General features: G+C 47.3%; 15 protein-coding genes. 12 read left to right on the forward strand and 3 right to left on the reverse strand.

Annotated features, from left to right (window positions below):
- The first annotated feature begins 19 nt into the window (after nt 1–19).
- The 3 genes from ACTRXI_RS12335 to ACTRXI_RS12345 are packed head-to-tail and all read left to right on the forward strand — an operon-like array spanning nt 20 to nt 2,871.
- Entirely contained in the window at nt 20–697 is a 678-nt protein-coding gene (locus tag ACTRXI_RS12335) for a hypothetical protein (RefSeq protein ID WP_474262946.1), read from the forward strand.
- Nucleotides 684–1,430 carry a pseudouridine synthase gene (locus ACTRXI_RS12340; protein WP_474262948.1) on the forward strand — a complete coding sequence of 249 codons (747 nt, stop codon included), beginning with the start codon at nt 684–686 and terminating at the stop codon, nt 1,428–1,430. The genes ACTRXI_RS12335 and ACTRXI_RS12340 overlap by 14 nt, the downstream gene beginning before the upstream one ends.
- Nucleotides 1,420–2,871: a xylulokinase gene (locus ACTRXI_RS12345; protein ID WP_474262950.1), complete on the forward strand. Its 1,452-nt coding sequence runs from the start codon at nt 1,420–1,422 to the stop codon at nt 2,869–2,871. Before ACTRXI_RS12340 ends, ACTRXI_RS12345 begins: the two co-directional genes overlap by 11 nt.
- A 48-nt stretch (nt 2,872–2,919) precedes the next feature.
- Here ACTRXI_RS12345 and ACTRXI_RS12350 read toward each other — a convergent pair whose 3' ends face one another.
- On the reverse strand, nt 2,920–3,138 hold the full coding sequence (locus ACTRXI_RS12350; RefSeq protein ID WP_091616630.1) for a DeoR family transcriptional regulator: 219 nt from the start codon (nt 3,136–3,138) through the stop codon (nt 2,920–2,922).
- Nucleotides 3,139–3,566: 428 nt separating this feature from the next.
- Nucleotides 3,567–4,502, reverse strand: a complete 936-nt coding sequence (cysK, locus tag ACTRXI_RS12355) for a cysteine synthase A (RefSeq protein ID WP_474262952.1) — start codon at nt 4,500–4,502, stop codon at nt 3,567–3,569.
- A 103-nt stretch (nt 4,503–4,605) separates the two neighbouring features.
- Between cysK and thpR the strand changes: the two genes are divergently transcribed.
- The 4 genes from thpR (at nt 4,606) to ACTRXI_RS12375 (ending at nt 7,244) form a co-directional block, all read left to right on the forward strand.
- Nucleotides 4,606–5,148: an RNA 2',3'-cyclic phosphodiesterase gene (gene thpR / locus ACTRXI_RS12360; RefSeq protein ID WP_474262954.1), complete on the forward strand. Its 543-nt coding sequence runs from the start codon at nt 4,606–4,608 to the stop codon at nt 5,146–5,148.
- Between the two features lie 16 nt (nt 5,149–5,164).
- Nucleotides 5,165–5,533 (forward strand): CidA/LrgA family protein, encoded by a 369-nt coding sequence (locus tag ACTRXI_RS12365; protein WP_474262956.1) that lies wholly within the window; start codon nt 5,165–5,167, stop codon nt 5,531–5,533.
- A complete protein-coding gene (locus ACTRXI_RS12370; RefSeq protein ID WP_474262958.1) occupies nt 5,526–6,215 on the forward strand; it encodes an LrgB family protein in 690 nt (229 codons plus the stop codon). The genes ACTRXI_RS12365 and ACTRXI_RS12370 overlap by 8 nt, the downstream gene beginning before the upstream one ends.
- A gap of 105 nt (nt 6,216–6,320) precedes the next feature.
- The gene (locus ACTRXI_RS12375) at nt 6,321–7,244 is read left to right on the forward strand and encodes a hypothetical protein (protein ID WP_474262960.1); all 924 of its coding nucleotides are present in this window, start codon (nt 6,321–6,323) and stop codon (nt 7,242–7,244) included.
- A gap of 7 nt (nt 7,245–7,251) precedes the next feature.
- Here the strand turns inward: ACTRXI_RS12375 and purU are convergent, their stop codons facing one another.
- On the reverse strand, nt 7,252–8,121 hold the full coding sequence (purU, locus tag ACTRXI_RS12380) for a formyltetrahydrofolate deformylase (protein ID WP_322526208.1): 870 nt from the start codon (nt 8,119–8,121) through the stop codon (nt 7,252–7,254).
- 345 nt (nt 8,122–8,466) lie between these two features.
- Between purU and ACTRXI_RS12385 the strand changes: the two genes are divergently transcribed.
- From ACTRXI_RS12385 to pfkB, 5 genes are all read left to right on the forward strand, one after another.
- On the forward strand, nt 8,467–9,303 hold the full coding sequence (locus ACTRXI_RS12385; RefSeq protein WP_474262962.1) for a phosphotransferase: 837 nt from the start codon (nt 8,467–8,469) through the stop codon (nt 9,301–9,303).
- Nucleotides 9,304–9,388: 85 nt separating this feature from the next.
- Entirely contained in the window at nt 9,389–10,030 is a 642-nt protein-coding gene (trmB, locus tag ACTRXI_RS12390; protein ID WP_474262964.1) for a tRNA (guanosine(46)-N7)-methyltransferase TrmB, read from the forward strand.
- Nucleotides 10,031–10,076: 46 nt separating this feature from the next.
- A complete protein-coding gene (locus tag ACTRXI_RS12395; RefSeq protein ID WP_474262966.1) occupies nt 10,077–10,934 on the forward strand; it encodes a YtnP family quorum-quenching lactonase in 858 nt (285 codons plus the stop codon).
- Nucleotides 10,935–11,194: 260 nt separating this feature from the next.
- Nucleotides 11,195–11,950 carry a DeoR/GlpR family DNA-binding transcription regulator gene (locus tag ACTRXI_RS12400; protein ID WP_474262968.1) on the forward strand — a complete coding sequence of 252 codons (756 nt, stop codon included), beginning with the start codon at nt 11,195–11,197 and terminating at the stop codon, nt 11,948–11,950.
- Nucleotides 11,947–12,885, forward strand: a complete 939-nt coding sequence (gene pfkB / locus ACTRXI_RS12405; RefSeq protein ID WP_474262970.1) for a 1-phosphofructokinase — start codon at nt 11,947–11,949, stop codon at nt 12,883–12,885. The genes ACTRXI_RS12400 and pfkB overlap by 4 nt, the downstream gene beginning before the upstream one ends.
- Nucleotides 12,886–12,892 lie beyond the last annotated feature (7 nt).

The following is a 12,892-nucleotide window of genomic DNA, read 5'->3' on the forward strand; positions in this document are numbered from 1 at the left end:
ATGTATTGGAGGAACAAAAATGTTAGTAGTGGGAGCCGGGAGACTGGCGAAGCTTGTAGCAGTGAAAAGTGAGCCTTTATCTGTCTCTGTGATGTACCGGGGCGGGGAAAAGGCCTGGATGAGAGAAACAACAAAGCAGATTTCACGGGTGGATGAGCTGGAGCTTCCCCGTTATCCCTATATATTTTTAGCACTGCCCCCGGATGGAATTAAAGATTTTATCTACTGGCACGGCCCGTATCTGGCTGAGGGAACTGTTATATATATCCCGGCAACGTCGCTTTACACAGAGCAGGTGGAAGTGCCTGCCCATGTACGTAAGGCCGCAGCCAAATTCGCAGGGCACGCTGAAAGAGCCACAGCCGGCAGTGAAGAAAATGTCTTTGTCGTTAACAGCTCCAGAAGCAGTGACCGAAAATATCTCCAAAGCTGGCTCGGGGATGCATTCACAGTCATAGAGGGAAGCGAGCAGGAGGTGGAAACGGCAAATAAGGCAGCGGTGGAAGAGACGCTGCGGATGATAGTGAATCTTGAAAAACGGCTGCAGGAGCAGAATGTATCACAAACAGTCCAAAAGGCTGTTCTCCGTCAGATTCCGGCCGGAGTTATTGAAGCTCACATGAACGGCTCGCACGGAGGATTTGCTGTAGGAATTCTCGAACAGATGGAAAGAGGTGATCGGCATGAGAATGGATAAATTACTGGCGGAGCTAGGCTATGGCACCCGCAAGGAAGTAAAAAAAATGCTGAAAAAAGGGGGCGTTTTTGTCGACGGGGCGCCGGTGAACAACGGGGCGGTTCAGGTGGATCCTGAAGAGCAGCGGGTCAGCGTATTCGGTGAGGACATTCACTACACCGAATTTGTTTATTTTCTAATGCATAAGCCTGCAGGGGTTATCAGCGCCACAGAAGACAGCGTTCATGATACGGTTCTGGATATTTTGGAACAGGAAGACGCGGTAAGAGAACCTTTTCCAGTGGGCAGACTTGATATTGACACCGAAGGATTGCTTCTGCTGACTAATGACGGCAAGCTTAACCATTTTCTTACGTCACCGAAGCATGGGGTGGTAAAAATATACCGGGCGGTACTCGAGCAGCCGATAGAAGAAAAGAATATTGAACATTTCAAAAAGGGTGTAAAGCTTGATGACGGCTATGTTTGTAAGCCTGCCGTTCTGCGAAGAGTGCCCGATACCCACCGGGAAGTGTATGTGGAAGTAACCGAAGGGAAATTTCACCAGGTGAAACGGATGTTTGAGGCGGTAGGCAATGAAGTCGTTTATTTAAAAAGAGAATCATTCGGACAGCTGTCACTCGACGAGGATCTACTGCCGGGAGAGTATCGGGAGTTAAATGATGATGAAATTCAGCTGCTTCGGGACAGCGTCGGCGAAAAATCAGAGGGAGCGGGCAGTGATGAGCTGTAGACTGCTGAGTGCAGATCTGGGAACGACGTCTTTAAAAGTAATGGTCCTGGACTGCGGAGGCCAGGTGGAAGGCAGTGCATCAGAGCCTGTCCAAACATATACCGACGGAGGGAATTACGAACAGAAGCCCTCAGATTGGTGGCAGAGCTTTAGAAAAGCATGCAGTACTCTGAAGAGTAAGGGGATTAACCTGGACGTTGATGGAGTCGTGTGCACGGGACAGATGGAGGACTTTATCCCTTTTAAAGATGGAAGAGCAGAAACGGCGGTTCTTTATTCTGATACCAGAGGGAGCAGGGGACTGACAAAGAGGCATTTGCCTCCGGACGTTGTGACGGCGTTTACAGGAAACGACTGGAAAGCGACCACTCCTCTAATGAAGTGGCTGGCGGACGAAGCCCCAGAGCGGTGGGACCAGGTACTCTTTGGTTCTAAGGATTATTTAATTTACCATTTAACGGGATCATCAGTCTGCGATCCGGTAAACGGCACTGTGACAGGAATGATGAACATACATACAAGAGCTTGGGAAGAAAAGCTGTGGGAAGGGAGCGGAATTTCCCGAAGCCAGCTTCCCCTTCTTCTGGAGCCCGAAGAAACAGCAGGCTATGTATTAAAGGAAGCTGCCAGTCAGACGGGCATACCAGCTGGAACCCCTGTTTACTGCGGCCTCGGGGACGGAGGCGCGGTGACTCTTGCTGCTAGTGCTCATGCGGGTAATGACCAGGGCTACGCGTACGCAGGAACAACAGGCTGGACGGCGGTACCTGCCGATACGCCGGCCGTATCAGAAGAAGGCAGTGTATTTTATCTGGCTGCGCCTCAGCATGGCCGGTTTATTAAAATCATGCCTCTGCTTAACATGGGAAATGTTCATCAATGGGCGGTGCATACGTGGTGCGGAGGCAACTTCGAAGCCTTTGAAAAGCTGATGGCCGAACCGGTTTCTGTGCCCGGTCGGCTCTTGTTTATCCCGTATTTAAATGGTGAAAGAAATCCGGTAATTGATGAGAAAGCCAGGGGCGCATTTATCGGCATCGACGGTCAGGTAACGCAGACACACATGGCCAGGGCGGTGCTTGAAGGTCTGGCTTTTTCTTTAAAGCAGACCTTTGTTCAGGCCGGGCTTACTTCCTCGACACTCTTTCTTGTTGGCGGCGGCACTAAAAGCAGAGCTTTTCGCCAGACAGTGGCAGATGTTTTTCAGTGCAGGGTGCAGGTGAGTTCTGAACAGGAGCGTCTTGCTTCATTTGGAGCGGCTGCATGCGGCGTTAGAGCGATTCATACATGCTCGTGGGAGAAGGCAGCGAGAGCTGTGCAGAGTATAGATGAAGAAGAAATTATTGTCGCCCCTGACGTATCGAAAAAAGAAGAATTAGAGCAGAAGGAACGTCTTTTCACCGAAGCAGCCGGAAGAATGCGGGGGCTTTTTGATACGTGAAAAAGCGCCGGAAATTTAATTCCGGCGCCAGGCACAGATATAATCATTTCAGGAAGCTTTTACTTTTCGGGCAGTCGTCGTCCAGGCCCCTCTGGAAGGGCTGCTGACCAATTCATTGTATTCGAGCACGTTCAGGTCACGCTGAATAGTGCGCTGTGTAATTCCGAATTCGTCAACCAATTCCCCGGTGGTCACCGTTCCTCTCTTTTTAATATAGAGATAGATAGACTTAATACGGGTTATCATTCGGTCGGTGGACGTTCTCAAAAAACCACTCCTTAGCCAATGAATTTATGGCACTTGAAGACATGCCCGGGACTGCGCACGTAAGTAGGAATTATATTTGATGGCTTCGACTGTTTCTGCGTCAGCTGCTCTGTAAAACCTTCTGAAAAGAAACTCAGCAGCGGGTAGGATGAGAGTATTCAAAATATTTTGTAAGCGTCCCTGTAATTAATAGTTTATACTATTTATTTATATATCGCAAAATTTTTGTCAAAAAACTGCTCCATTCATCTGCGAATGAAAATAAAAAGCAAATGAAATGACGAATAATATGCAGGATTGTACGCTATTGATCTTCAAAAAGCAGAACGATCGAGAAAACCGCCTGCTTTATTTCACAGAAAGACAAATGTAAAAATTATGTAAAAAAAGACACCTTTTTGTGTAAAGGCGCCTTGAGTAAAGATATTTTAGTCATCGAATCGGAAAAGGTCAGTGGATAAATACCGTTCGCCGGTATCGCAGGCAATGGCAACGACAACCTGATCCGGTGACATCTGTTTGGCTGTTTCCATGGCAGCAAAGCAGGCAGCACCTGAAGAGGGGCCGACCAAAATACCTTCCTGGCCGGCGAGAGCTCTTGTAGTTTTATAGGCATCTTCATCGGTAATTTTGTAAATGTGGTCATATATATCCTGATTCAAAATTGGCGGTATAAACCCTGGACTGGTGCCGACAAGCTTATGGGGCCCGGGCTTTCCGCCGGAAAGAACCGGAGAGCCAAATGGTTCCACTACGTGAATTTGAACGTCGGGGTACAGCTCTTTTAATTTTTCCCCGGTTCCTGTTACAGTGCCTCCCGTACCGGATGCGGCAACGAAGCCAGCCAGCGGTTTGCCGATTTCTTTCATCGCTTCTTCAATTTCAAGTGCTGTACTTTCCCGGTGGGCATCCGAGTTGGCTTCGTTTTCAAACTGCATAGGCATGAAGCTGTCAGCAATTGTCTCTACAAGCTCATGAGCACGGGCAATGGCCCCGGGCATTTTCTTATCACCCGGCGTGAGTTCTACTTCTGCCCCGTAAGCCTTCAACAGGTTAATTCTTTCCTGGGACATCGTGTCCGGCATAACCAGTATTGCCCGGTAGCCCCGCGCAGCGGCGTTCATAGCAAGGCCAATACCGGTATTTCCTGAAGTCGGTTCTATAATAGTAGTATTTTCGTTGATTTTTCCTTCTTCTTCGGCCTGCTTCAGCATATTTTTTGCGGCCCGGTCCTTCACGCTTCCGCTCGGGTTTTGAAATTCAAGCTTCAAGTATACGTCTGCTCCCCCGGTATCCGGAAGACGGTTTAATTTAACTAAAGGCGTATCGCCGACTAGTTCTGACATATTATTTGCTACACGCATGATTGTTACACATCCTTTTCCTATCATTCATTCGTATATTCTAACACATTTACAGCGCTTATTCGTTCATAACAGCTTTGATGCAAGGAAGGGAGAGAAATCAATGGATAATCATTATTTTCTTGGCCTGCCGGTTCCAGAGAAGGCGAGATCCGTATGGGGAAATTGGAGTTCCCAGGTAAAAAACGATCTGCCTTTTAAGCAGTGGGTACATCCCCAGGATTTTCACATTACGCTCCACTTTTTTGGACAGCTTTCCCCGGAAGAGGTGGGCACCATTGAAAAAAAGATGAATGAAGTGAAATTACCGTGCCAGCCCGGACTCAGTCTCAATGGCGTGGATTCCTTCGGTCCAAAAGGGCGGGAGAACGTTTTATATACAAGGGTAGAGGCAGAAGAGGGCCTGTTTTCTTTATATAAAGAATGGAAAACTCAATTGAATGGTATGGGAATGAAGACCGGGCAGCGTCCGTATCGTCCTCATATGACCCTGGCCAAAAAGCGGATTAAAGAACTCGAATTCGCATGGCCGGCGGTGCCGCTTCCGGAAACTATATTTTTCGAGGCTGCTCACCTTCACCTTTATCGCATTCATCCAGGACGGAGTGTAAAATATGAAACAGTACATTGGGCGGAATTGACTTAGTAAAAGAGGGGACCATATGCGTTTAGTTAGAATTGTAATTCACATAGTAGTTTTATATGTATTTTACTGGATGGGCACCTGGGTCCAGGATGTGCTGCAGCTTCCGATCCCCGGAAGTATTATTGGCATGCTGCTGCTGCTTGCGGTTTTTGTTTTTACGGCAGCTACTCCAAAGTGGCTTCAGGATGGGTCCGGACTGCTGCTTGGGAATATGCCCCTGCTTTTTTTGCCTGTGACTGCCGGGCTGGTGGTGCATGGAGAGCTGTTTTCGCTGCTTGGAGCCGGACTGGTAGCCGCTGTGTTTATCAGTACGCTTCTTGTGATGGGAACAGGCTCGTGGGTGACACAGTATTTATTGAAAAAAGGAGAGAGGTCTCGTGAGTGAATGGTGGACAGCAGCAGCGGCCATTGCGGGAACGATAGCAGTGTACGCTGCTTCTAAAAGGACGTACCGGTGGTTTCCTGTTCCACTGATGCTTCCAATCGTTACCGGTACTATTGTTATCATATTGTTCTTATTGGTTTCTAGAATTCCGTACAGTGTCTACATGAACGGAGGCCAGTGGATAGAATCACTGCTTGGGCCGGCAGTAGTGGCGCTTGCCTGTCCGCTTTATCAACAAAGGCACCTGTTAAAAAGGTATCTGCTCCCAATTCTCAGCGGCATCGGGACAGGAGCAGTTATAGGTATTATTTCCGGGCTTGTGTTTACAGCGGCAGCTGGCGCGTCAAAAGAATGGGTGGCAGCGGTACTGCCTAAGTCGGTCACGACACCGGTAGCAATGGATATCACAACGACACTCGGTGGCGATGCGCCTTTAGCGGCAATGTTTGTTATGGTAGCGGGCATTGGCGGGGTAGTTGTTCACGCGAGGGTGATGGAGGTGATTGGCGTGACGGACCCGGTCGCTAAAGGAATAGGTATGGGCAGTGCCGCTCATGCAATAGGAACAGCCAAGTCGCTTGAAAACAGTGAAACAGAAGGAGCTGTCAGTTCGGTAGCCATGACAGTCAGCGCTGTTATTGTTGCCTTTTTGGCTCCATTGGCAGGTAATTTATTCCTTTAACGTGAATAATACTCAGACGATGACGATATTATATTAAAAGCGGAGTTCCGCAGTTTTTTGCGCAAATGCCGTAAAAATGCTGCGACGGGGAGAAGGGAGAGTTGAATGGCTCAATTAATAAAAATGAAAGATTACGCTTCGCGTTATGAACATCATTTTCTACATCAAAATGCGGAATTTTTATCAGCGAAGCAGGCATACTGGAAGCGAATGAAAACAGATTGGATGATCGCAAACAAATCGGCCCCAAAGGCACCGGAGGAGGAGCCGCTGGAGAAAAACAACCGAATGGGAAAAGCAGTGAACCGCTTAAAGTGGTGGAAGCATGAAAATGAAGAAGAGGTGGAAATAAACGAAAAGGATGCCTATTTGTTTTTTAAAGGAAAAACGCTCGAGGAACTGAAGGATATTTTTTACGATAACTGGTTTTTGATCCAATTGGAATGGGCTTCCTCCACCATTTCCGAAATTTCGATGATGGATCCGAAATTGAAATATGACTATCGCCTGCGCACCCTGCTCCGGGAGCTCCCCGATACGTATTTTGTTATGTATTATCCAGTATTCCATACAAAGCAGACCACCATGGAGGGCGCTATTACAATCATCGGTCCTGTCGGAATAGACGTTATACACATTTTAGAAGGCACAATGTATAGTGTATTCGAGCCGGCAGACAGCAGATTCTGGAAGGAGTATGTGAACCAGAACCAGCATACCTTTGTCAGCCCGGTGCTTGCCTTGAAAAGAACAATGAATGTAGTGGAAGCCGTATTAAAACAAGCGGGGACCACCTTCCCCGCTCAGGCGACGGTTGTTTCTCCCGCTTCGATCATTGATAATCGTGAAATTTTATATGCTCATACAGCAGACAAACGTGAGTACAAACGATGGATGGAAAAGCGCATCACCAATCCATCTCCGGTGAAAAACCGGCAGCTGTTTTCTGCTGATGCGCTGATGGAGCAGACTGCGACCGTTTCTGTACTCCGGAGCGAAATCTACTCCCCGGGCGAGTATGACGAATAAGAAGGGACTATCGAAAAACAATCGTTTTATTGTCATCGACTATAACGCGGTCTTCTGCATGCCAGGTAACGGCCCTTGCCAGCGCAATTTTTTCAGCATTGCGCCCGGTAATTTTTAAATCGTTGGCATTGTACTGGTGATTAACCCGAAGTACGTCCTGTTCAATAATCGGCCCTTCATCCAGGTCGTTGGTCACGTAATGGGCAGTAGCCCCTATTAGCTTTACGCCACGCTCGAAAGCCTGCCTGTAAGGATTCGCTCCGATAAAGGCGGGAAGAAATGAGTGATGGATATTAATTATTTTTGCCGGGTAGTGAGCGACAAAATCCGGCGACAGTATTTGCATGTAACGGGCCAGGACAAGGAAATCAATCGGATACTGCTCAAGTGTACGCAGTATTTTATTTTCTGCTTCCGGCTTAGCGTTTTTCTCTATGGGTATGTGATAAAAAGGAATTTCATAGCTTTCGACCACATTTTTCAGCGTCGTATGGTTACTGATAACGCAGCTGATATGAATAGGAAGTTCTCCGGAACGCCATCTCCACAATAATTCTGTTAAACAGTGGTCTTCTTTTGAGATGAAAATCGCAACACTTTTTTTGCGGTCTTCGCGCTCTAAAGACCATTCCATGCCAAAATGTTCAGCGATAGGAAGAAACTCTTCTTTTACCTGGTAAAATTTGTCCGGATACGGAGAAATGGAGAAGACGATTCTCATAAAAAAACGTCCGCCCTCCGGATCATTTGTATGCTGGGCAGAATGAATAATATTAGCACCATGCTGGTGCAGGAAATCAGATATAGCGGCTACAATCCCCGGCTGGTCCGGGCAGGTAATCAGCAGCCGGCCATTACCGAATGAGCGGTCTGACATAGTAACGTCCTCCTTCAGATAAGCAGTTGTCATGTAATAATGAACGGAATTACTATACCACTCTGAATGATGGAAAAAAAGGGGAAGTTACGAAGCGGGATTAAATAGAAGATATTCGGAAGAAGAGCATCTGAGAGGTCGGTCACAAGTATTTTGGTCGATTGACTTATAAATTCAATGTTTGCTATTATTAAGAACGATTCGCTGTAAAATTAAAAACGTAAACAGAAACACTTTTACCCGCACGAGAAGTAGAGGAGATCATTTCATAGAGGGTATTTTATACATACAATTAAATAAAATAAGACAAGCATGGGAATAAAATATTGTTAAAAAGGATCGGCTATGAAATATTCAGACCACTATGATAGATCGAAGGTGAAAGTATTGGAACTGCTGATGGGAGACGGATGGACGATTGAACCAGCCGGTGGCTCTTCAGGAGAAGCGTACCTCGCGCGTGCCGGGGAACAAGTGTTATTTCTGAAAAGAAATTCTTCTCCATTTCTTGCTGTGCTTTCGGCAGAAGGAATAGTGCCTAAACTGCTTTGGACAAAGCGCCAGGCTAACGGTGACGTAATTACCGCCCAGCGCTGGGTTGACGGCCGCGAATTAACAGGCGGCGATATGGATAATACACGTGTGGCTCAGCTGCTATCCAAAATTCATTCGTCGAGCGAACTGCTGGATATGTTTAAGAGAATAGGAAACCATGCCCGCACGCCGGAAGCGACAATCGCTGTATTAAGAGAGCAGCAGGAGCAGCTTCCGTATATTACAACTTCAATGGCAGCGGCTCTCGAAGAACTTGCAGGGACATCGGGTGAAGTCCAGCCTCCCCGTCTCGTGGTCTGTCACGGTGATATGAACCATAATAATTGGATGTTTGATGCCAACGGAGATTTGTATTTAGTGGACTGGGACAATGCCACCGTCAGCGACCCGGCGCTCGACCTGGCCCTTATCCTGTATGAATACATTCCAAAAGAGGAATGGGACGACTGGCTTCAGGGATACGGTCTTCCTTTAACCCCCCATTTACAAAGACGGATGCGCTGGCAGATTATCAGCCACCTGCTTGACCACGCCCAGCAGGCAATACTTACGAACCGGATAAAAGAAGCAGAGTTTTATAAAGAACAGCTTGAAGCTGTGTTGGACCGGGACTCATTGCAAATATAAAAATCCGCTGGAACGTCACTGCGTTTTCAGCGGATTTTATATGTTAAATATATAGTTATTATATGAAGAAAGAGGGAAAAGTACGATGAGACTCCGTCATAAGCCGTGGGCTCACGAGTTTTTACAGGAACACCCGGAACTGGTGGTCACAACAGCGGAACAGGTGAATAAAGACTGGCAAAAAAGATTTGAAAACGAGCAGCCTATTCATTTAGAAGTAGGTACGGGCAAAGGGAAATACTTAAGCGACAACAGTATCAAGCATCCGGACATTAATTTTATCGGGATGGAAATGTATGAAAGTGTTCTTGCAACAGGGGTGCAGCGTGCTTTATTCAAGCAGCCGGCGAATCTTGCGTTCATTCACGGGGATGTTCGCCATGTAATGGATTACTTTGAGCCTTCCTCGGTGGCAGCTATTTATATTAACTTTACCGACCCCTGGCCGAAAAAACGCCATGAAAAACGGCGGCTGACTCACCCTGATTTTCTGGAGCTGTATAAGCAGATCCTGGTGCCTGGGGGCACAGTCCAGATGAAAACTGACAATCAGGGGCTGTTTGAATACTCCCTTTCTTCTCTTTCCACCTTTGGTTTTGCCCTGAGGAAAGTGCGTCTTAACCTCCATGAAAGTGAAGAAGCCGAAGGAAACGTGATGACAGAATATGAAGAGAAGTTTTACGCGAAGGGAGAGCCTATTTACTTTACAGAAGCGGTGAGACCGTAATGTGTTCGATAGGCGCTTTCTTTTATGAAAAGGAGGCACTGCTGTCATGAATCAGTTAACCATAGGTAATTATACAATTACATGGCTTGAAGGCGGAGTAACCAACATGGATGGGGGCGCCGTGTTCGGGGTGGTGCCAAAACCCCTCTGGTCCAAAAAGTACCCGGTGAATGATAACAATCAGGTGCCGATGCCTACCGACCCGCTGCTTATTCAGGGAGAGGGCAGAAACATACTGGTCGACGCAGGCCTTGGCAACGGCCGGCTCAGCAAAAAGCAGCAGCGGAACTACGGCGTAACGGAAGAATCAAATGTCGAGCAGAGTCTGAGAAGAATGAATCTTTACGCCTCGGATATTGACGCTGTACTGATGACGCATATGCATTTTGACCATGCCTCGGGGCTTGCCCGGGAAGAACAGGGGCAGAGCGTTCCGGTATTTCGAAATGCGGTCATTCATGTCTCGGAAACGGAATGGGAGGAAATGAAAAATCCAAACATCCGTTCAGAGAACACGTATTGGGAAAAAAACTGGAAGCCGGTGGCCCACCAGGTGGAGACGTTTGAGTCAGAGCTGCAGCTTACCGAAAATATAAGGATGGTTCATACAGGCGGACACAGCGCCGGAATGAGCATTATCCTGATTGAGGATGAAAGCAGCACGCTGATTCACATGGCTGACAATATGCCAACGCATGCCCATCAGAATGTTCTCTGGGTGACAGCTTATGATGACTATCCGATGGACTCCGTGTACATGAAAGAGCACTACATGAACTGGGGCTGTCAGCGCCAGGCATGGTTTACGTTCTACCACGATGAACTGTACCGCGCTTTAAAGTTTAATCCATCGGGAGAGGTAATCGAAGCAGTGACCCGGGAAAAGCTGAATGGAAGCGGATAACATTTGTATACCTTCAAGCACGTCTCTGAAAAAAGAGGCGTGCTTTTTTCGTTTGAAAATATGTGACGGTTTCAAAGGGTGAAAATGTCATTTTCAATCAAAAAACAAAAATAATTGATTGTTTTTGAATAAAATTGATTGATTATGATTAAGTAAGCGTGTACAATGAAGTTAATCAAACAAGCAGACGCAGAAAACGATCACAGCTTTCGCAGATGCCTGTTGCTTATACGGCGGAGCCGGAAGGGAGAGAGAAGAGGATGCTTCACACGGAGCGCAGGGAAACAATCATCGAGATTTTAAAAACTAAAGATACTGCCTCCATTCATGAACTGGTGGAATTAACAGGTGCTTCAGAAGCAACGGTTCGAAGAGATTTATCCAAACTGGAATCTGATGAGCAGATTAAACGTATCCACGGAGGAGCTTCTCTCTCAAGGCGCCGCCGGAATGAACCAACTATCGCAGAAAAGAGCAGCGTAAACCAATGGGAAAAGAAAAAGATTGCAGAAGCTGCAGCATCCCTGCTTGAACCTGGAGAATGCCTTTTTTTAGACGCCGGAACGACGACCCTGGAGATGATTCCTTATTTGGCGGACCGGGATCTTGTCGTAGTGACCAATGGCATCCCCCATGTACCGCTTTTGCTTGAAAGAGGCATTGAAACGTATGTCATCGGAGGTAAAGGCAAGCAGGGAACAGGGGCACTGGTAGGAATTAAAGCTATAGAGGCATTGAGGGAATTTTGTTTTGATGCCTGCTTTCTCGGCATTAACGGCGTTCATCCCGTTCACGGGTATACAACCCCGGATCCGGATGAAGCAGTGGTTAAGCGGACAGCGCTCGACCTTGCGGAAAGGAGCTATGTGCTGGCGGATCATTCGAAGGTTGGTTCTATCACGTTTGCAAACATTGGTGAACTCGCTTTAGCGGAAGTTATTACGTCGGACAGACTGCGGGACGATGAACGGACAAACTTGAAGAAATACACAGATGTGAAGGTCGTGAGTACATGATATACACAGTAACGCTGAACCCGGCGATCGATTATGTAATAGAGCTGGAAGAGTTCATTCCAGGGAGCATCCACCGTTCGAAAAATGATTTGAAATATCCAGGCGGCAAAGGTATTAACGTCTCAAGAGTGCTGCAAAGACTTGGACAGCAGTCCACTGCGCTCGGTTTTGTAGGCGGTTTTACCGGTCGGTATATTGAAGAAAGCCTGGAAAAAGAAAAGATCCAAACGGATTTTGTACAGGTGGAAGAGGACACAAGAATTAACGTGAAAATCCGAGGCGGTCAGGAGTCAGAAATTAATGGCGCTTCCCCGGGTGTCACACAAGAGGATGTGGAAGCGCTATACCAGAAGCTGGATGTGCTTACGGAGGAAGACGAATTAATACTCGCGGGAAGCGTTCCTTCTTCTCTTCCTCACACCATTTATCTGGATATGATGGAACGGGTGAAAAACAAAGGAGTCCGGGTATACTTGGACACGAGCGGAGAAGCGCTCGGCGAGGCGTTGAAAGGCCGGCCTTATTTCGTTAAGCCGAATCATCTTGAACTGGCAGAATTGTACGAAGTTGAAGTAAACAGCGTGGAAGATGCTGCGGTGTATGGCCGAAAGCTTCTGGAGGATTTCGATATTGAGCATGTGGTTATATCGATGGCAGGAGAAGGGGCTGTATATATTAATAAATCCCAGACTCTCCATGCTTCCGTGCCAAAACAGAAAGCCGTGAACTCCGTTGGGGCAGGTGACTCCCTGGTGGCTGGCTTCGCTGCCGGAATCACGGAACGTCTAATTCCGGATCAGGTGCTTAACAAAGCAGTAGCCTCCGGAAGTGCTACAGCGTTTTCTGAAACATTCTGTACGAAAGAAGAAGTAGAAGAACTAAGTCAAAAAATAACGATTCGTTCGCTGGAGAGCGAAGAAACTAATCAAGCTTAAAGGGGTG

The sequence above is a fragment of the Marinococcus sp. LNHM4E3-1 genome, from assembly GCF_056034405.1.

Bases quoted from the DNA above. Each gene is read 5' to 3' on its own strand.
- ACTRXI_RS12335 (WP_474262946.1), top strand. From the start codon at position 20: ATGTTAGTAGTGGGAGCCGGGAGACTGGCGAAGCTTGTAGCAGTGAAA.
- ACTRXI_RS12340 (WP_474262948.1), top strand. From the start codon at position 684: ATGAGAATGGATAAATTACTGGCGGAGCTAGGCTATGGCACCCGCAAG.
- ACTRXI_RS12345 (WP_474262950.1), top strand. From the start codon at position 1,420: ATGAGCTGTAGACTGCTGAGTGCAGATCTGGGAACGACGTCTTTAAAA.
- cysK (WP_474262952.1), bottom strand. From the start codon at position 4,502: ATGCGTGTAGCAAATAATATGTCAGAACTAGTCGGCGATACGCCTTTA.
- thpR (WP_474262954.1), top strand. From the start codon at position 4,606: ATGGATAATCATTATTTTCTTGGCCTGCCGGTTCCAGAGAAGGCGAGA.
- ACTRXI_RS12365 (WP_474262956.1), top strand. From the start codon at position 5,165: ATGCGTTTAGTTAGAATTGTAATTCACATAGTAGTTTTATATGTATTT.
- ACTRXI_RS12375 (WP_474262960.1), top strand. From the start codon at position 6,321: ATGGCTCAATTAATAAAAATGAAAGATTACGCTTCGCGTTATGAACAT.
- purU (WP_322526208.1), bottom strand. From the start codon at position 8,121: ATGTCAGACCGCTCATTCGGTAATGGCCGGCTGCTGATTACCTGCCCG.
- ACTRXI_RS12385 (WP_474262962.1), top strand. From the start codon at position 8,467: ATGAAATATTCAGACCACTATGATAGATCGAAGGTGAAAGTATTGGAA.
- trmB (WP_474262964.1), top strand. From the start codon at position 9,389: ATGAGACTCCGTCATAAGCCGTGGGCTCACGAGTTTTTACAGGAACAC.
- ACTRXI_RS12395 (WP_474262966.1), top strand. From the start codon at position 10,077: ATGAATCAGTTAACCATAGGTAATTATACAATTACATGGCTTGAAGGC.
- ACTRXI_RS12400 (WP_474262968.1), top strand. From the start codon at position 11,195: ATGCTTCACACGGAGCGCAGGGAAACAATCATCGAGATTTTAAAAACT.
- pfkB (WP_474262970.1), top strand. From the start codon at position 11,947: ATGATATACACAGTAACGCTGAACCCGGCGATCGATTATGTAATAGAG.